A 17,894-nucleotide genomic window follows, 5' to 3' on the forward strand; every position below is an offset into this window, starting at 1 on the left:
ATTCCCGGCACAAACCCTGTGGGGGCGATTTCAATCGCTGAGCGGACCGCAGGTGCGCCCCTCGATCTTGCAGAGGGCAGCTTCGCCGCCCATAGCGAATGAATTCGCCCCCACAACAAGCGGCGACACTGTGCTGATCCTGTGGGGGCGATTTCAATCGCGATGCAGGTCAACGATCTGCCTCGTAGTCCCTGGGACAGCTTCGCCGCCCTTTCGCGAATGAATTCGCTCCCACAAGGAAAAGCCAATCCCGGCACAAACGCTGAGCGGACCGCAGGTGCGCCCCTCGATCTTGCAGAGGGCAGCTTCGCCGCCCATAGCGAATGAATTCGCCCCCACAACAATCGGCGACACTGTGCTGATCCTGTGGGAGCGATTTCAATCGCGATGCAGGTCAACGATCTGCCTCGTAGCCCCTGGGACAGCTTCGCTGCCCTTTCGCGAATGAATTCGCTCCCACAGGAAAAAGAAATCCGGTTTCCGCCACAAACCCTGTGGGGGCGATTTCAATCGCTGAGCGGACCGCAGGTGCGCCCCTCGATCTTGCAGAGGGCAGCTTCGCCGCCCATAGCGAATGAATTCGCCCCCACAACAGCGATTTCAATCGCGATGCAGGTCAACGATCTGCCTCGTTGTCCCTAGGACAGCTTCGCTGCCCTTTCGCGAATGAATTCGCTCCCACAAGGAAAAGAAATCCGATTCCCGGCACAAACCCTGTGGGGGCGATTTCAATCGCTGAGCGGACCGCAGGTGCGCCCCTCGATCTTGCAGTGGGCAGCTTCACCACCCATAGCGAATGACTTCGCCCCCACAAGGAAAAGCCGGCCACGCTGTCGCAGGACAAATTAATTCGAACAGCAAGCGGTAGATGGCTTTCGAATACTTCGAGTCCCCTCGCGCGGTATCGCCCAGGCCAGGAGGCCGAAACCTTTCTCTTTGGAGTCTGATATGCCAAGCGCTCCTGAATTCGATGACCGGCTCCACGCCGGACGCGCCCTCGCCGCGGTGCTGCGCGACCTCCCCCTGGACCATCCGCTGATCCTTGCTTTACCTCGTGGCGGCGTGCCGGTCGCCCATGAGATCGCCAAGGAACTGCAAGCGCCGCTGGACATCCTCCTGATAGGCAAGATCGGCGCGCCGGGCCATGAGGAATTCGCCCTCGGCGCGGTGGTGGACGGCGCGAACCCGCAATGGGTGATGGACGAAGAAGCGATGCGGTTGTTCGACCCGCCGCCCGGCTGGTTCGAACAGCAGCTGGAGGAAGAATTGCGCGAGATCGAACGCCGCCGCGCACTGTATTGCGGCTCCCGCGTGCCGATTTCCCCGGAGGGCCGCGACGTGGTGCTCGTGGACGATGGGCTGGCCACCGGCAGCAGCGTGCGCGTCGCCCTGCAAGCGCTGCACGCGCAGCATCCGCGCAAGGTGATCCTTGCGGTCCCGGTAGGCCCGGCGGACACCGTGGAGCGGCTGCGAGCCGAGGTGGATGAGCTGATCTGCCTGACGATTCCCCCCTACTTCCGCGCCGTCGGCCATCACTACCGCAACTTTCGCCAGGTGAGCGATCAGGAAGTCATCGACCTGCTGGCCCCAGGGTGGCAGCCATGAAGCTCCCCTACCCCTTCGACGGCCGCCTGGTGATGATCGGCTTTGGCTGCATTGGTCGGGGCGTGCTGCCACTGCTGTTGCGGCACATCGACATGCAACCCGGCCAGTTGCTCGTGATCAGCCCCGATGAAGAAGACGCCACCGTGGCAGCGGGCTTCCAGGTGCCCTTCAAGGTCCTGCGCCTGACCGAAGAGAACCATCGCGCCGAACTCGACTCGCTGCTGGGCGCGGGGGACTTTCTCCTCAACCTCTCGGTGCAGGTGGAGAGCGCCGCGCTCATTGCCCTGTGCCAGGAGCGCGGCACCCTGTACCTGGACACTTGCACCGAACCCTGGGCCGGCAGCTACACAGTCCCCAGCCAGTCGCCATCGGAGCGCAGCAACTACGCCCTGCGCGAGCGGACCCTGGCGCGACGCCGTGGCGATGCCGGAGGCAGCACCGCGCTGATCACCCACGGGGCCAACCCCGGCCTGGTGTCCCATCTGCTCAAGCAGGCGCTATTGGATTTGGCGGCAGACCTGGGCCAACCCCAGGCTGCGCCCCTGGATCGGCTGGGCTGGGCCACGCTGGCCCAGCAACTGGGGGTGCGCTGCATCCATATCGCCGAACGGGATTCCCAGTACGGCAGCCGGCGCAAGTCGGCCGACGAATTCGTCAACACCTGGTCGGTGGACGGCTTCATCAGCGAAGCCTGCCAGCCGGCGGAACTGGGCTGGGGCAGTCATGAAAAGGACTTGCCGCCCGACGGCAGGCGCCACGCGTTCGGCTGCCAGGCGGCGATCTACCTGGAACGCCCCGGCGCGGCGACCCTGGTGCGGACCTGGACGCCCGGCACCGGGCCGACCCTGGGCTTCCTGATCACCCACAGCGAGGCGATTTCCATCGCCGACTACCTCACCGTCGGGCGCGGCGAGCAGCCTGAGTACAGACCCACGGTCCATTACGCCTATCACCCCTGCGATGACGCGGTGTTGTCGCTGCACGAACTGGCGGCGCGCAACTGGCGCCCACAGGTTCGCCAGCGTCTGCTGAACGCCGCCGACATCGAGGCCGGCGCGGACGACCTCGGTGTGCTCCTCCTGGGCCATGCCCGGGGCGCCTATTGGTATGGCTCGCGACTCACCATCGAGCAGGCCCGCGCCCTGTGCCAGCACAACAGCGCCACCAGCCTGCAAGTGAGCGCCACCGTGATGGCCGGGGTGATCTGGACCCTGGTCAACCCCGACCGCGGCATTCTCGAACCCGACCAGTTGCCCCACGACGAGATACTCGAACTCTGCCGCCCCTACCTGGGCGAGCTGGCCGGCTACTACAGCGACTGGACGCCCCTGCAGGACCGCGAACGGCTGTTCCCCGAAGAGCTGGACCTCAACGATCCCTGGCAATTCGTGAACGTCCGCTACCGTTGATTTCGCAGAGCGAGGCGCGGACGATTCGCTGTAGGGGCGATTTCAATCGCCAAGCGGACCGCAGGTTCGCCCTTCGATCACACCGATGGGTATCGCTCCGCTCCACCGCATCCTACGGTTCGTGGATCGTGGGGGTGGGAACTCTCCTGTGGGGGCGAATTCATTCGCTGTGTCTGCATCAAGTGTTGCTGTATTGCCCGTAGGAGCTGGCTTGCCAGCGAATGGCTCCTTTTCGCTAGCAAGCTAGCTCCTACAACGCTCCTGGACCGACAAGTCGGCCAGGCTATGGCGCGCCCCTCAACGGCTCAACAACAACCGGCCACCCAGGCCCAGCAGGAACACGCCCATCAGGGTCTCGAACACGGCCTTGAAACGCATGAAACCGCCGCGCACCGCAGAGTTGGAGAAGAGCATCGCCATCCCGCAGTACCAGAGGCCGGAAACCGCGGCGGCGATCACCCCGATGGCCGCGTAGAACCAGGCCGGCGCGTGCACCGGCACCATCACCGCGAAGATGCTGCCGTAGAAGGCCAGCGCCTTGGGGTTGGTCATGCTCACCAGGTAGCCTTTGCGCGCAGCGGCAAAGGCACTGGATTCGACCCGGTCGGGTGCGGCAACGGTGGGCTTGCGGGCGCCGAGGATCATGCGTAAACCCAACCAGATCAGATAGGCGGCCCCCGCCAGCTTGATGCCGAGATAGAGCCATTCCACCTGCGACACGATGAGCCCCAGCCCGGCGACGGCCAGCAGCGCCCAGGTGGCGGAGGCGGCGGCCAGGCCAAGCCCGGTGGCCACGCCGGCACGGCGCGAGCTGAGAGTCGCGGTGGACGTGACGATGGCGAAGTTGGGACCGGGGCTGATGACGCTCAGCACCAGGACGCCGGAGATGGCCAGCAACGCGCCGAGGTAGTCCACGGCACCCTCCTGTCGTTTAGGTCGGGGAAGATGCCGGCGAGTATATCCGTGCGCCGACCCGGCAGCGATGGCCGAAGGTCGCCCCTCTCCCGGCCGGGAGAGGGGTCAGGCGCGCAGGGCCTCAGGGCATTTACGGCATGAGCGTATCGACGCCGCGATCATCCGGCTGATTGTTCAGGACGCGCGGAATGCCTGCCGCGAACCAACTGGAATTGGCAGCATTGCGGATCAGCAGCACCGGGCTGACGCAGGGATTGGGCGGCACGGGATCGAAGACATCGTTGATCGAAAAATCACCCTCTTCGGTCAGCGGCACGCCCACCAGGTCGGTGCTGCTTTCAGTGAAGGGCGCGACGCTGCCGCAGAACAGGGTGGCGAATACCGACTGCCCGGTAGCCCTGCCGATGTTGTTGCCACCGCCCAGGATCAATCCCCGCCCTTCGGCCCGGAAAGCACCCGCGACGCTGACTCTGGCCTCGAAGGCGCGGATTACCCAGATCTGCCCGGCCGGCTGTACGCCACGCACCAGGTTGCGATTGACGACCGTGGCGATGTCTTCGGTGCCCTGGCCGCTGGAAACCGGCAGTACGCCAATGCCGCCCCTGAAGCGCAGCAGGTTGTCTTCAGCGAGGGCCATGGAAGCCAATGCGCCGGCAAGCAACAACATGGGAATGGTAAGCGCGATTGTTCTTTTCATATCCGTAACTCCTGTCAGGCACCTGCCCCGGGAGGAGGCAGGTAGCCACTGAGCGGAGAAAGGAGGCGGTCGCAACCCTGTCGCGAGGGCGGTGACCGGGCGGCAGGTGAGAAGCCGCGAAATGGATGGGTCGCTGGACTGGCGCTGGCCGTGGTGGCCGGGCGAACCGCCTTTCTCCTCCGGTGGTGTGTGGGCCCGCAGGCCTCAACCGTCCGTCAGAGCTGGCACGAGCGCGAAAGGAAGGCGGGGGTGCTGAACTCTGCTAGTACTGCACTGGCGATTATAAGCCCCTGCCGTTGTGCCCCCCGTCCGTCCGTCCCTTACCCTCCTCCTGCTGGTACCCCTCGTCGGGGATGCCCTGCGCTTCGCCCCCGGCCACCTCGGCCCCCAGCAGCGTCATCAGGAACAGCCAGAGGCAGGCGCCGGCCAATGGCCATCGGTTACTCCGGCGAAGCCGCCGGCCATGCGGGACAGACGCACGACTCCTCATAGGCACTGCTCCCGGCCAACGGCCCCGGGGATCGTCGGTCACCCGTTGGTGCCGACGTAGGTCTTACAGCAAGGTTATGTCCCACCCCGCAGAAGCCCAGGCCTTCCATCGGACGATCAGCGCCCTTCGGCCCCCCGGATGCGCAACCAACAGCAAACAGGTCTCTGCGCCAGCGTCCTGTGGCCATGCCCCGCCCAAGGGCATGGCGTCCGGGTTCAGAAGCTGAAATCCACCTTGGTCCAGAGCGTGCGCCCCGGCTCGTTGATGGCCACCGGATCGGCCGGGAAGCCGAACCCGGCGTCCCCCGCTCGGTTCAGGTGTTCCGCGTAGGCCTTGTCGAAGAGGTTGTCGACGCCCGCGCTGACCTTGAGCTCCGGGCTCAGGCGGAAAGCGGTGTTGAGGGAGAACACGCCAAAACCGGCGCTCTTGCCGAAGTCCTGCCCCACCACGTTGCCCTTGCCCTCGGCCACGCGGTTCTGCGCTGTCACCACGCGCCACAGGCCGCCGGTGCTCCAGTTGTCCTGCTCGTAGGTAAGGCCGAGGCGCGCTTCCAGCGGTGGCATCTGCGGCAGCGCCTCGTCGCCCGAGCTGTTCTTGCCCCAGGCGTAGGCCAGGGTGGCATCGGTCTTCCAGTGGCGATCCAGGCGCCAGGCCGCACCCAGCTCACCGCCCATGATGCGGGCGTCGATGTTCTCGGCGCGGGAAGTGGGGCCCATCATCCCCGGCGTATAGATGAACAGGATGTAGTCGCGCACCTGGCCGACGTAGCCGGACGCCCAGGCCTCCAGGTCGCCACTCTGGTACTGAACGCCGAAATCGAGCTGGGTGGTCTTCTCCGGCTTCACCCCGTCGAAGGCATTGACTGAGCCGACCGGGCTGCGTCCCGGCGAGAACAGCTCCCAGTAGTCGGGGAAGCGCTGCACGTGGCCCAGCCCGGCGTAGAGGGTGGTGGGCGAATCGGCCAGATCGTGTTCGAAGCGCGCGAAACCGCTGGGCAAAGTGTCGGCGCGGGTTTCGCCGAATGTAGGGTTGGCTCGGCCCATCATGCCGCTGGTGGCGCGAAAGTCCTCGGCAGAGGCGCGGTCCAGGCGGCCGCCGGCCACCAGGCGATTGCGCGGCGCGAAGTTCCAGGTGGCCTCGGAGAACAGACCGTAGTTGTGGAACAGCGCGTCCTTGCTCCAGGGGAACTGGTCGGCGTCGGTGTACTGGCCACTCATCATGTCGAAACGCGAGCTGCGCTTGCGGTGTTCGCTGCGCATCAGGTCCAGGCCCGCCACCCATTCCACCTCGGTCCAGCTGAAGGTGGCGGCGAAACGCCCGCCCACCGTGCGGCGGTCGACGTTCGAAGCCATCGGCATGGGCATCGAGCTGGTGGGATCGGGGCTACGCAGGCGGAAGTTGTCCATCACGTGGTCGGCGTAGTTGTAGTAAAGCTGCGCCTCCAGCTTGTCGAGCACGCCGCCCAGATTGCTGCGTTCGAAACGCAGGCCGAGGCTTTCCCGCAGGAACTGGCTGCCGTCCATGCCGCGACCGGCGTAGCGTGCCTCGCCGTCACCCTTGCCAGCGGTGAGCTCCACCAGGGTGTCCGCATCCGGCGTCCAGCCCAGGGCCACGTCACCGTTCCACTTGCTCCAGCGCGACGGCACGGTATCGCCGTTGCCATCTTCGTAGTCGTCCGCCTGGGCCTGGTTGCCCACCACGCGCAGGTAGCCGAGTTCGCTGCCCAGGGCGCCGTCCAGCACCTTGTCGAAGCGGCCGTTGGAGCCGGCCAGCACGCTGCCGCGCAGGCGGCTGCCGAGTTCACCGAAGCGCTCCGGCTCACGGTCGAAGCGCACGGTGCCGGCAGAGGCGCCGGGCCCCCAGAGCACGGTCTGCGGCCCCTTGATCACGGTGAGACGGTCGAAGGTTTCCGGGGAGATGTAGGAGCTCGGCGCGTCCATGCGACCCGGGCAGGCGCCGATCATTAGGCCGCCGTTGGTGAGCAGGTTGAGTCGCGAGCCGAACATGCCGCGCAGCACCGGGTCGCCATTGGTGCCGCCGTTGCGGATGACGGAAAAGCCGGGAATGGTCTTCAGGTAGTCGGCCGCGTCGCTGGCAGGAACGGGCTGACGGGGGTCTCTCGGGTCCGTCACCACAGTCAGGGGCGAACTCTGTTGCACGGCGGTGACGACCGTGGGCTCGATCTCCTCCGGCAGTCGTTCCTCAGCCACGCCGACTCCGCACAGGGAGAGGCCGAGGAACAGGGCGAAACCCTGCTGCCAGCGCAGGCGGGCAGTGGTCGGGGTGAAAGGACGGGTGCAGTGGCGCGCAGCAGCGCGGCCTGGTTGGTTGGGCTGTTTCATGAGTCTTCCAGAATCGATGGTCAGGCTGCCCCTCCGGGGCAGTGCGTGGGCGAATCAGGAAGTACGGGGTGGCGCGCGCGGCCGGGCGCTGGGGAACAGCGGCGCCTGCGCCGGCAGGCCGATGAACCGGGGCCGCCCCGGAGTATCTTCGACGGGCACCGCCAGGGCGGCAGCCGGCAGCGTGTTGCCCAGGGCCGGGCTTGCCGCCAGCAAGTTGCAATAGCCGCAGGCATCCAGGGGCGATGCCGGCCCATGGTGGCTGGGTATCGGAGACGACTGTTCACCGTGGTCGCAGGCCAGTTCCGTGATCCAGCCGGGCAACTCCGCTTGCGCCACGCGAACCTGGGACGCCAAAGCACCGAAATAGATCGCCAGCATCGCGAACAGCCCCAGCCACAGGCCCAGCCGCATCCGCACGGGCAAGGTCGTGGAATGGGCGTGACGATGGCGGATGCGTGGAGCAGCCATGGGCATCGGTGAATCCGGTTGCATGGACGATCGGGCCACAGCAGCACCCCGAGAAAGGGATGCCAGCAGCAGGGTTCAGACGGAAGAGTCCGGGTCTGGAACGATGTCAGGCGGGCGGGGATGCCCGAGGATTGGCCGAAGGCCAGGCATGGCGCGGCGGGTGTTGGTCACCGCCGGCGCGAGGAAGGAAAGGCGCCCTGCCCACACCGAGCAGCCAGGACAGCAGCACCACGGCGACGGCACCGAGGATGACGCCGGAGCAGAGCGGGCACTTGAAGATGCCGGACCAATCGCCAGAAGCGCTGCCGCCGAGGTCGCCGACCAGGGCCGTGCCGCTGGCGGAATCGCCGGAGCAGAACTGCCCACCGATGCCGCTCAGCTCCAATCCCATCGCCTGGCCGTGGTGCAGGCCGCAGGCGAACAGATTGAACAGGACGCAGGCGTACAGCATCCAGGCAATCAGTGAGCGGTCTTGGCGGACGAGTTTCATGGGCGGGGACTCTAGCACCGGCGTTCCAGATCAGGAAGCGTCAATGCCGTGTGGTGCATTGCCGCACGCCAGACGCCATTGGCCGAAACATCCGCGAAGTGGGCCGCCGGTCCGGGTTCCCCCTGCCCGGCCCCAAGCCGCCGGCCAGAACCACCGTTGCAGAGCGGCCAACGCGCCTTCTCACTACAAAGTATGACTTTGAATATCACTACTTCGTCCGTTACCCGCCTTGGGAGGATTCATTAACGTTCGGCCGCCAACAGAACAATAAGGGTGGCCCCATGACTACAAGAACAAGGCACGCAGACTTCAGACCCCACGCGCTGGCAGCCGCCATCGCACTGGGTCTTTCCGCCACAGCCCAGGCGGTGACCTTCAATATCGGGGAGATCGAAGGGCAGTTCGACTCATCCCTCTCGGTAGGTGCCAGCTGGTCCATGCGCAGCGCCGACCCGGACCTGATCGGTGCCAACAACGGCGGCGACGGCCTGGCCCAGACTTCCGACGACGCCCACCTGAACTTCAAGAAGGGCGAGACCTTCTCGAAGATATTCAAGGGCATCCATGATCTGGAGCTGAAGTACGGCGACACCGGCGTCTTCGTTCGTGGCAAGTACTGGTACGACTTCGAGCTGAAAGACGAGAGCCGTCTGTTCAAGGACATCGACGACCACAACCGCAAGGAAGGCGCCAAGTCCGCAGGCGCCCAACTGCTGGACGCCTTCGTCTACCACAACTACGACTTCGCCGAACTGCCGGGCAGCGTGCGCCTGGGCAAGCAGGTAGTGAGCTGGGGTGAAAGCACCTTCATCCAGAACGGCATCAACGCGGTGAACCCCATCGACGTGTCCGCGTTCCGCCGTCCCGGTGCCGAGATCAAGGAAGGCCTGATCCCGGTGAACATGTTCTACGTGTCCCAGAGCCTGACCGATAACCTGTCGGCCGAAGCCTTCTACCAGCTGGAATGGGACCAGACGGTGGTCGACAACTGCGGCACCTTCTTCTCCCAACCGGACGTGGTGGCCGACGGCTGCGACGGCAACCTGGCCGTGTTGACCCCAGCCCTGGCGCCCTTCGGTCGCGCCTTCGGCTACCAGACCACCGGCGAAGGGGTGATCGTGCCCCGTGGCGCGGACCGCGATGCCCGCGACGATGGCCAGTTCGGCGTGGCCCTGCGCTACATGTTCGAGCCGCTGGACACCGAGTTCGGCGCCTACTTCATGAACTACCACTCCCGCGCGCCGATCTTCAGCGTCCAGGCCGCGAACCAGGCCACCTACCGCGAATCCCTCGGCATCCTTGCCGGCGCCTCGACCCCGGCAGTACCAGCCCAGGCCCGCCAAGGCGTGGCCATCGCCAACGTGGCGGCGGGCAGCAACTACTTCATCGAATACCCGGAAGACATCCGCCTCTATGGCCTGAGCTTCTCCACCACCCTGCCCACCGGCACGGCCTGGAGCGGCGAGGTCAGCTACCGGCCCAACGCTCCGGTGCAACTGAACACCACCGACCTGCTCTACGGCGGCGTGCGCGGCCTGGCGCAGTTCGGCGGTCCGTTCGCGGCGTTCTCCAACTTCTCGATCCTCGGCGGCGCCCCGGCGTCCATTCCCGGCAGCACGCTCAACGGTTATGACCGCAAGGAAATCACCCAGCTGCAGACCACCTTCGTGCACTTCTTCGACCAGGTGATGGGCGCCGAGCGCCTGACGGTCGTGGGCGAAGTGGGCGTGACCCATGTCGGCGGCCTGGAAAGCACCAACCAGGCGCGTTACGGCCGCGATCCGATCTTTGGCCCGGGCGAACTGCCGAACAACACCTGCCGCACCATCAATGCCGGTGCCGTGGGCGCCAACGGCGAGAACGTCAGCAAGTACTGCACCGACGACGGCTTCACCACCAGCACCTCCTGGGGTTACCGCGCCCGCGCCGTGTGGGACTACAACGACGTGTTCGCCGGGGTGAACCTCAAGCCCAGCATCGCCTGGTCCCATGACGTCGACGGTTACTCCCCCGGCCCCGGCGGCAACTTCGAGGAAGGCCGCAAGGCCGTCAGCCTTGGCCTGGATGCCGACTACCAGAACACCTACACCGCCAGCCTGTCGTACACCGACTTCTTCGGTGGCGATTTCAACACCTCGATCGACCGCGACTTCCTCGCATTCAGCGTCGGCGTGAACTTCTGACAGCCCCGGAGGCGAACCCCATGAAAAACAACAAGCGCATCCTGCAATCGGGCGTACTGGCATTGTCCCTGCTGGCCGCAAGCGTCATGGCGGCAGTTCCTGCCGACCAGGTGGCCAGACTCGGCACCAGCCTGACTCCGATGGGCGCCGAGAAGGCCGGCAACGCCGACGGCAGCATCCCCGAATGGACCGGCGGCCTGCCCACCAGCGCCGGTAATGCCGATGCCAAGGGCTTCCTTGCCGACCCCTTCGCCGGCGAGCAACCGCTGTTCACCATCACCGCGCAGAACGTCGACCAGTACAAGGACAAGCTGACTCCCGGCCAGCTGGCGATGTTCAAGCGCTACCCGGACACCTACAAGATCCCGGTATACAAGACCCATCGCACCGCAGCCCTGCCCGACGATCTCTATGCAGCCATCCGCACCAGCGCGGAAAAGACCGAGACCCTGGGCGGTGGCAATGGCCTGAAGAACTTCGACGGCCGCTACTACGCCTTCCCCATCCCGCAATCAGGCGTCGAAGTGGTCTGGAACCACACCACCCGCTACCGCGGTGGCAATATCCACCGCTACATGACCCGCGTGCAGCCTCAGGCCAACGGCGCGTTCAACATGGTTCACTTCGAAGACGAAGTGTCCTACCCGTCCGACCTGCCGGACCTCGACAAGGCCAAGGCAGAGAACGTGCTGTTTTACTTCATCCAGCGCGTAACCGGCCCGGCGCGCCTGGCGGGCAACGTGCTGCTGGTCCACGAGACCATCGACCAGGTAAAAGAGCCGCGCATGGCCTGGCTCTACAACGCCGGCCAGCGCCGCGTCCGTCGCGCCCCGCAGGTGGCCTACGATGGCCCCGCCACCGCCGCCGACGGCCTGGCCACCTCCGACAACTACGACATGTTCAACGGCTCGCCGGACCGCTACGACTGGAAGCTGGTGGGCAAGCAGGAGCTGTACATCCCCTACAACAGCTACAAGCTGGATGATCCGAAGCTCAAGTACGACGACATCATCAAGGCCGGCCACATCAACCAGGACCTGACCCGCTACGAGCTCCATCGTGTGTGGCACGTGGTGGCCACGCTGAAGCCGGGCGAACGGCACATCTACGCCAAGCGCGACATGTACTTCGACGAAGACACCTGGCAGCTCGCCGAAGTCGACCACTACGACGGCCGTGGCCAGCTGTGGCGCGTCGGTGAAGGCCACGCCCAGCAGTACTACAACCACAAGGTGCCGGGCTACACCGCCGAATCCCTGTACGACCTGATCTCCGGTCGCTACTCGGTCCTGGGCCTGAAGAACGAGGAGAAGCAGAGCTTCGTCTTCGGCGCTACGGCCTCGGCCGCCGACTACACCCCGGCAGCCCTGCGCCAGACGGGTGTGCGCTGAGCAATCAGCGAACGCACCGTTGTGTCATCGATGTACTCCTGAACTCGGCGGCCCCCAGGGCCGCCTTTTTTTGCGTACTGCGTTTTCCTCTGCAAGGATGAGTTCACCCTGCGTGACGTCTTCGAGCGCCTTCATGCCGTCCAGACACCCCCTGCGATTGCCTCCCGGCCACCTGCCCCGCCCGCGCCTGCATGAAGCGCTGCTTCAGGGCGACTGCCGCCTGCGCCTGCTCTGCTCCCCCGCCGGTTACGGCAAGAGCGTGCTGCTGGCCGAATGTCTCCAGCACCTCCCGGAAGGCACGCGCCTGGCCTACCTCGACCTGCGCGGCGAAACACTCTCGCCCAGCGACTTCACCCGACGCCTGGCCGCTGCCCTGGGCAGCGACACGTCCGAACTCGCCCCCCTGCGCCAATTGCTGGCCCAGGAGCGCCAGCCCTTGTGGCTGGTGCTGGATGACTATTCGCGCTTCCCCGCGGTGGAACTGGACCGCCTGCTCAACGAATTGGTCCAGGCCGGCTCGCGCCAAGTTCAGTGGTGGATCGCCAGCCGCCGCAGGCCGCAACTCCAGCTGGCGCGCATGCTGCTCGATGGCGACCTGTTCGAACTGGGCAACAGCGAACTGGCATTCAGCACCACAGAAACCGCTGAACTGCTCCAGCGCGCCGGCCAGGGCGCCTCCTGGTCGGCCGCCCAGGCGCTGCACCAGGAAATGCGCGGCTGGTGTGCCGGCACCCTGCTGCGGATGCTGGGCCTCAAGGCTGGCCCTCAGCAGGCGGCGGAGCTGTACCGCTCGCTGCTGCAGGACTACCTGCGCCACGAGCTGCTCGACGCGCTGCCGAGCGACTGGCAGCAGGCGCTGTTCACCCTGGCGCACTTCCCACACTTCGACCTGCCGCTCTGCGAGCAGCTCTTCGGCACCGGCGAAGGCGGTCGTTTGCTGGCCCAATTGCGCGAGTGCGGACTGTTCATCGAGGCGCCCGGCAACGACGAACGCACCCTGTGCATCCTGCCCGCCGTCGCTCCCGGCCTCGCCGCTCAGCTGCCCACGAACATGACGCGAACCCTCTATCGCCGTGCCTGCCAGTGGTACATGAGCCAGGACCAGATTCGGCCGGCGCTGGAGTACGCCCTCAAGGCGGACCAACCGGAAGTGGCGGCGAGCCTGATGCAGCACTACACCCGCGACCGCCTGCTGCAGGGTCGCAGCCTCGCCCTGCTCATGCAGTGGCGCGCCGAACTTCCCGACAGCCTGCTGGAGAGCACGCCACGCCTGGTGCTGCTCAACGCCTGGGCACTCCTGCTCTGCGGCCGCCTGGAAGAGTCGCAGCAACTGACCGACAACCTCGCACGCTTCCTGCCCCAGCCCGACCGACGCCGCCAGCAGGGTCTGCTGGCCCAATGGAAAGCCCTGGCCGGCAACCTGGCCTTCCATCGCGGCCAACTCACAGCCGCTGCCGTGCTGCTGCAGGAAGCGATCGCTGAACTACCGAAAGGCGCCTGGGCCCAACGCCTGTTCTGCAGCACCCTGCAGATCGAGCTGGCGCTGATCGATGGTCGGCTGGACGAGGCACAGGACCTCAACCGCGATGCCATCAGGGAGGCCCGTGAACACGCCAGCCTGGCCATGGAAAGCGTCTTCGCCCTGGGCCACGTGAAACTGCTGGAGCTGCGCGGCGAGCTGTTGCGCGCGGAAACCCTGCTCAAGCGCCTGTTCAGCGAACTGACCGCCGCCTGGGGCGAAGAGGCCAGCCCAATGCGTGGCCGCGTCCAGCTGCGCTGGGCCGCCATCCTGATGCAGCAGGGGCGCTTCGATGAATCGGAAGCGTCCTATCGCGCCGGCTTGCAGGAGTGCCAGAACTGCGCGGACCCAGCGGCCTTCTGGGGCTTCCTCGGCCTGGCCGAGCTGGATGCCCTGCAGGACGACCTGGCCAGTGCCTTCGCCCGTGTGGCAGACGCCGAGCGGGTGATGCAGTACGGACGCATCAGCCCGACGCTCTACCAGCCCCTGCTGGCACGCGCCAAGGCGCGGCTCTGGTTGCGCCAGGGACGTTCCAGCCATGCCGAAAAAGCGCTGCTGGCCCTGCCTGCCGAGGCCTTCGAGATAGCGCCTTATGGTGCACCAGACCTGCATCTTCGCCTGCGCCTGCTGCTGGTGCAGGCGCGCCTGGCCAATGGCGCGGTGGGCGAGTCGTTGGTCGAACTGGAGGCCATGCTCGAACAGGCTACGGCACAAGGACGCCGCCCGCTGGCCTGCGAAATCGGTTTCAGCCTGGCCGAAGGGCTATACGCAGACAACCGCCAGGCGCGGGCCCGCCAGGCCCTGCTCGACGCCCTGGCGCTCGCACGGCAAATGGGGCTGGCCAGCGTCGAACGGGCCTTCGCCTTGCGCAACCCGGCGATGATGCGCTGGGCTGGCGAAAGCGCCGGAGGCGACAACAGCGCACCCGCGTCCCTGCTAAGCCGGCGCGAGTTGGAAGTGCTGCGGCTGATCGTGCGCGGCCACTCCAATCAGCAGATCGCCGAAAGCCTGTTCATCTCCCTGCACACGGTGAAAACCCACGCCCAGCGGATCAACTTCAAGCTGGGCGTGGAACGCCGCACCCAGGCCATCGCCCGGGCTAAGGAGCTGGGCCTGGCCAACTGAGGCACCCTGCCCCGCTAGCTTCACCGATTGGTTCTCAGAGCACGTCCAGCGGGATTTTCAGGTAGCGGATGCCATTGCCTTCGGCAGGCGGCAATTGCCCGGCGCGCATGTTCACCTGCACCGCCGGCAGGATCAGCGCCGGCATCGAAAGGGTGGCGTCCCGCGCGATGCGCATCGCGACGAAGGCGTCTTCGTCGATGCCTACGTGGACATGCACGTTCTGCACGCGTTGTTCCGCCACCGTGGTTTCGTAGCGGTACTCGTCCCGCCCCGGCGCCTTGTAGTCATGGCAGAGGAACAGCCGCGTCGCTTCCGGCAGCTCGAACAGTCGGCGGATGGAGCGATACAGGGCGCGGGCATCCCCACCGGGGAAATCACAGCGGGCGGTGCCGTAGTCGGGCATGAACAGCGTGTCACCGATGAACGCAGCATCGCCGATCAGGTAGGTCATGCAGGCCGGGGTATGACCCGGCGTATGGATGGCCAGGAGCTCCAGATTACCGATGGCCAGACGGTCGCCGTCCTGCAGCAGGCGGTCGAACTGGCGGCCGTCGGTGGCGAAGTCCGGCCCGACATTGAACAACGCGCCAAAGCGCTGCTGCACCTGGGTGATCAGCCCGCCAATAGCCAGTTGACCTCCCAGTTCGTGCTTCAACCAGGGGGCGGCGGACAGATGATCGGCGTGGACATGGGTTTCCAGCAGCCAATCGATCGTCAGCCCCTGCGCCCGCACATGCTCGGCAATGCGCTCGGCGCCGGCGTGGGAGGTCCGTCCGCTGGCGGCGCAATAATCCAGCACCGGGTCGATGACGGCGCCATGGCGGCTGGCCGGATCACTGACGACGTAACTGTAGGAACAGGTGGCCTCGTCGAAGAAGGCCTGTACCTGGGGACTCATGGAGGTCGCTCTCCTGCGACTGGGTTCGCCCTGAAGTATGGACCCTCACCCTGAGGGCAGCTGCGCGGCCCATAGCGATTGAAGCCACCGCTTTTCTGTAGGGGCGAATTCATTCGCCAACCGGGCCGTGGGTCCTGCGTTGAACCCTATGGGGGCAGCTGCGCTGCCCTTGGCGATTGAAATCGCCCCTACAACGGAGTGTTTCCTGAAGGCCGCTTCTTTTGTGGGGGCGAATTCATTCGCTAAGTAGGCCGAAGGCCTGCCATTGGAGATCGCACCCCGTCAGGCCATCGCCTCCACGCCGTGCATGAACTGCTCCGCCGGCACTGGTTTGCCGAACAGGAAGCCCTGCAGGGAATCGCAACCGAGCCCGGTCAGGAAGGCCTGCTGGGATTCGGTCTCCACCCCTTCGGCGACGATGCGCAGGTCCAGTGCCTGGCCCAGGGCGACAATGGCGGAGATGATCGCCGCGTCGTCGCTGTCGCGTTCCAGGTCGCGGACGAAACCGCGGTCGATCTTCAGCTCGTTGGCCGGCAGGCGCTTGAGGTACAGCAGGCTGGAGTAACCGGTGCCGAAGTCGTCGATGGACAGGTCCACGCCCATGTCAGCCAGTTGGCGAAGGATACCCAGGCTGGTGTCGGCGTCCTGCATGGCGGTGGTTTCGGTGATTTCCAGGGTCAGGCAATTCGCCGGCAATGCATAGCGTTGCAGGGCCGACTGCACACTGCCGATCAACCCGGCGTGGCAGAACTGCAGGGCCGACAGGTTCACCGCCACCCGCCAGTCACGCCGGCCCTCGGCAAGCCACCGGCTCATCTGCCGGCAGGCCTCGTTCAGCACCCAGTTGCCGATGGGAATGATCAAGCCGGTCTTTTCCGCCAGGCTGATGAACTGGTCCGGCATCAGCAAGCCGCGGCGCGGGTGCTGCCAGCGCAGCAGCGCCTCGGCGCCGATCACCCGTTGCGTGCCGCCAGCGGCGAACTTGGGCTGGTAATGCAGCAACAACTCCCCGGCATCCAGCGCCTGGCGCAGGTCATGGAGCAGCTGCAGATGGTCGCGGGCATCAGTGTTCATCGACTGCTCGAAGAAGCTGTAGCCGTTCTTGCCCGCGCCCTTGGCGTGGTACATCGCGGCGTCGGCATTCATCAGCAGCTCTTCGCGGGTCACGCCATCGCCGGGATAAAGGGCGATGCCGACGCTGGTCGACACCCGCAGCTCCTGGCCGGCCACGTTGAAGGCATTGCCCACGAGCGCGACGAGCTGGCTGGCGAGGGTCACCGCATCGTTCGGCTCGCCCAGGCTGCCCAGCAGCACGAACTCATCGCCACCAATACGCGCCAGCGTGTCTTCGGCGCGCAAGTGCTCGCGCAGGCGCTGCGCCACCTCACGTAGCAGCAGATCGCCGACGTGGTGGCCGAAGGCGTCATTGACCGGCTTGAAGCCGTCCAGGTCCATGAACAGCACAGCAAAATAGCCGCCGTTGCGATTGACCTTGTGAATCGCCTGGTCGATGCGGTCTTCGAGCAGGGTGCGGTTGGGTAGCTTGGTGAGGTTGTCGTGCAGGGCCAGGTGAGTCAGTTCTTGATTGGCCTGCTCCAGCGAATCGGTGAGCTGTGCGGTACGTGCCGCCAGACGGGCGTCCAGCACCGACGTCAGCAGGGCGATGGCGAGGATCGCCAGTGTCACCACGATCACCAGACTGGCCAGCCAGCGGCTGTCGAGGCCGGTGATTGCAGCACCACAGATGCTGCCCAGGGGGAAGTTGGCCGCCGCCATGCCGGTGTAGTGCATGCCGACGATGGCCACCCCCATCACCAGCGACGCCCCGCCCCGCGCGAGGCGCACGTAGGGCGTGTCGTGGCGCAGGCGGAAGGCGATCCACAGCGCCGCACCCGACGCGGCCACCGCTATGGCCAGGGAGAGATAAAACAGGCCGGGGTCGTAATCGATGCCCGGCAGCATGCGCATGGCGTGCATGCCCAGGTAATGCATGCAGCTGATACCGGCGCCCATGGTCACTGCGCCGCAGATCAGCTGCCAGAGTGGCTGCTCGGGCTGGCTCACCAGCCAAAGGGCGAAGCCGGATACAAGCACCGCTATCAGCAGCGAAAGCAAGGTGAGCGGCAAGTCGTAGCCCAGCGCAATCGGAAGGCTGAACGCGAGCATGCCAATGAAATGCATGGACCAGATACCGATGCCCATGGCGATGGAACCGCCGCCAATCCAAAGCATCGCGCCACGTCCCTGGCTACTGGATACCCGTCCGGCCAGGTCCAGCGCCGTGTAGGACGCGAGGATGGCCACCAGGAGGGAAATGAGAACGAGGGAGTAGTCGTAGCTGCCCGTGAGCATGGAAAACCTA

General features: G+C 65.8%; 11 protein-coding genes and 2 pseudogenes. 6 read left to right on the forward strand and 7 right to left on the reverse strand.

Going from position 1 to position 17,894, the window contains the following annotated elements; translation table 11 throughout:
- Nucleotides 1–948: 948 nt before the first annotated feature.
- Nucleotides 949–1,605: a phosphoribosyltransferase gene (locus DM872_RS10295; protein WP_179059397.1), complete on the forward strand. Its 657-nt coding sequence runs from the start codon at nt 949–951 to the stop codon at nt 1,603–1,605.
- Complete coding sequence (locus DM872_RS10300) at nt 1,602–3,014, forward strand: homospermidine synthase (RefSeq protein WP_179059398.1); 1,413 nt, start codon at nt 1,602–1,604, stop codon at nt 3,012–3,014. The genes DM872_RS10295 and DM872_RS10300 overlap by 4 nt, the downstream gene beginning before the upstream one ends.
- Nucleotides 3,015–3,311: 297 nt before the next feature.
- Here the strand turns inward: DM872_RS10300 and DM872_RS10305 are convergent, their stop codons facing one another.
- From DM872_RS10305 to DM872_RS10325, 5 genes are all read right to left on the reverse strand, one after another.
- Entirely contained in the window at nt 3,312–3,929 is a 618-nt protein-coding gene (locus DM872_RS10305) for a LysE family transporter (RefSeq protein ID WP_179059399.1), read from the reverse strand.
- Between the two features lie 130 nt (nt 3,930–4,059).
- Nucleotides 4,060–4,626 carry a hypothetical protein gene (locus tag DM872_RS10310; protein WP_179059400.1) on the reverse strand — a complete coding sequence of 189 codons (567 nt, stop codon included), beginning with the start codon at nt 4,624–4,626 and terminating at the stop codon, nt 4,060–4,062.
- Between the two features lie 705 nt (nt 4,627–5,331).
- Nucleotides 5,332–7,458: a TonB-dependent copper receptor gene (locus DM872_RS10315; RefSeq protein ID WP_179059401.1), complete on the reverse strand. Its 2,127-nt coding sequence runs from the start codon at nt 7,456–7,458 to the stop codon at nt 5,332–5,334.
- Between the two features lie 54 nt (nt 7,459–7,512).
- A complete protein-coding gene (locus DM872_RS10320) occupies nt 7,513–7,932 on the reverse strand; it encodes a DUF2946 domain-containing protein (RefSeq protein ID WP_179059402.1) in 420 nt (139 codons plus the stop codon).
- A gap of 100 nt (nt 7,933–8,032) precedes the next feature.
- Nucleotides 8,033–8,416: a DUF2946 domain-containing protein gene (locus DM872_RS10325; protein ID WP_179059403.1), complete on the reverse strand. Its 384-nt coding sequence runs from the start codon at nt 8,414–8,416 to the stop codon at nt 8,033–8,035.
- Nucleotides 8,417–8,697: 281 nt separating this feature from the next.
- Here DM872_RS10325 and DM872_RS10330 point away from each other — a divergent pair, with 281 nt between their 5' ends.
- From DM872_RS10330 to DM872_RS31050, 4 genes and pseudogenes are all read left to right on the forward strand, one after another.
- A complete protein-coding gene (locus DM872_RS10330; protein WP_077524610.1) occupies nt 8,698–10,599 on the forward strand; it encodes a DUF1302 domain-containing protein in 1,902 nt (633 codons plus the stop codon).
- A gap of 20 nt (nt 10,600–10,619) precedes the next feature.
- Entirely contained in the window at nt 10,620–11,990 is a 1,371-nt protein-coding gene (locus DM872_RS10335) for a DUF1329 domain-containing protein (RefSeq protein ID WP_179059404.1), read from the forward strand.
- A gap of 133 nt (nt 11,991–12,123) precedes the next feature.
- Nucleotides 12,124–14,334: pseudogene (locus tag DM872_RS10340) on the forward strand (AAA family ATPase); the annotation flags it as partial.
- A 105-nt stretch (nt 14,335–14,439) separates the two neighbouring features.
- A pseudogene (locus DM872_RS31050) lies at nt 14,440–14,634 on the forward strand (response regulator transcription factor); the annotation flags it as partial.
- A 34-nt stretch (nt 14,635–14,668) separates the two neighbouring features.
- Here the strand turns inward: DM872_RS31050 and DM872_RS10345 are convergent.
- On the reverse strand, nt 14,669–15,532 hold the full coding sequence (locus DM872_RS10345; RefSeq protein ID WP_179059406.1) for an MBL fold metallo-hydrolase: 864 nt from the start codon (nt 15,530–15,532) through the stop codon (nt 14,669–14,671).
- 282 nt (nt 15,533–15,814) lie between these two features.
- Nucleotides 15,815–17,884 (reverse strand): putative bifunctional diguanylate cyclase/phosphodiesterase, encoded by a 2,070-nt coding sequence (locus DM872_RS10350; RefSeq protein ID WP_179059407.1) that lies wholly within the window; start codon nt 17,882–17,884, stop codon nt 15,815–15,817.
- Between the last annotated feature and the right edge of the window lie 10 nt (nt 17,885–17,894).

Origin of the sequence: Pseudomonas taiwanensis, from assembly GCF_013393345.1 — a bacterium.
GTDB classification, from domain to species: domain Bacteria; phylum Pseudomonadota; class Gammaproteobacteria; order Pseudomonadales; family Pseudomonadaceae; genus Metapseudomonas; species Metapseudomonas resinovorans_C.

Excerpts from the sequence above, each read along its gene's own strand:
- DM872_RS10295 (WP_179059397.1), top strand. The coding sequence starts at position 949 with ATGCCAAGCGCTCCTGAATTCGATGACCGGCTCCACGCCGGACGCGCC.
- DM872_RS10300 (WP_179059398.1), top strand. The coding sequence starts at position 1,602 with ATGAAGCTCCCCTACCCCTTCGACGGCCGCCTGGTGATGATCGGCTTT.
- DM872_RS10310 (WP_179059400.1), bottom strand. The coding sequence starts at position 4,626 with ATGAAAAGAACAATCGCGCTTACCATTCCCATGTTGTTGCTTGCCGGC.
- DM872_RS10315 (WP_179059401.1), bottom strand. The coding sequence starts at position 7,458 with ATGAAACAGCCCAACCAACCAGGCCGCGCTGCTGCGCGCCACTGCACC.
- DM872_RS10320 (WP_179059402.1), bottom strand. The coding sequence starts at position 7,932 with ATGCCCATGGCTGCTCCACGCATCCGCCATCGTCACGCCCATTCCACG.
- DM872_RS10325 (WP_179059403.1), bottom strand. The coding sequence starts at position 8,416 with ATGAAACTCGTCCGCCAAGACCGCTCACTGATTGCCTGGATGCTGTAC.
- DM872_RS10330 (WP_077524610.1), top strand. The coding sequence starts at position 8,698 with ATGACTACAAGAACAAGGCACGCAGACTTCAGACCCCACGCGCTGGCA.
- DM872_RS10335 (WP_179059404.1), top strand. The coding sequence starts at position 10,620 with ATGAAAAACAACAAGCGCATCCTGCAATCGGGCGTACTGGCATTGTCC.
- DM872_RS10345 (WP_179059406.1), bottom strand. The coding sequence starts at position 15,532 with ATGAGTCCCCAGGTACAGGCCTTCTTCGACGAGGCCACCTGTTCCTAC.
- DM872_RS10350 (WP_179059407.1), bottom strand. The coding sequence starts at position 17,884 with ATGCTCACGGGCAGCTACGACTACTCCCTCGTTCTCATTTCCCTCCTG.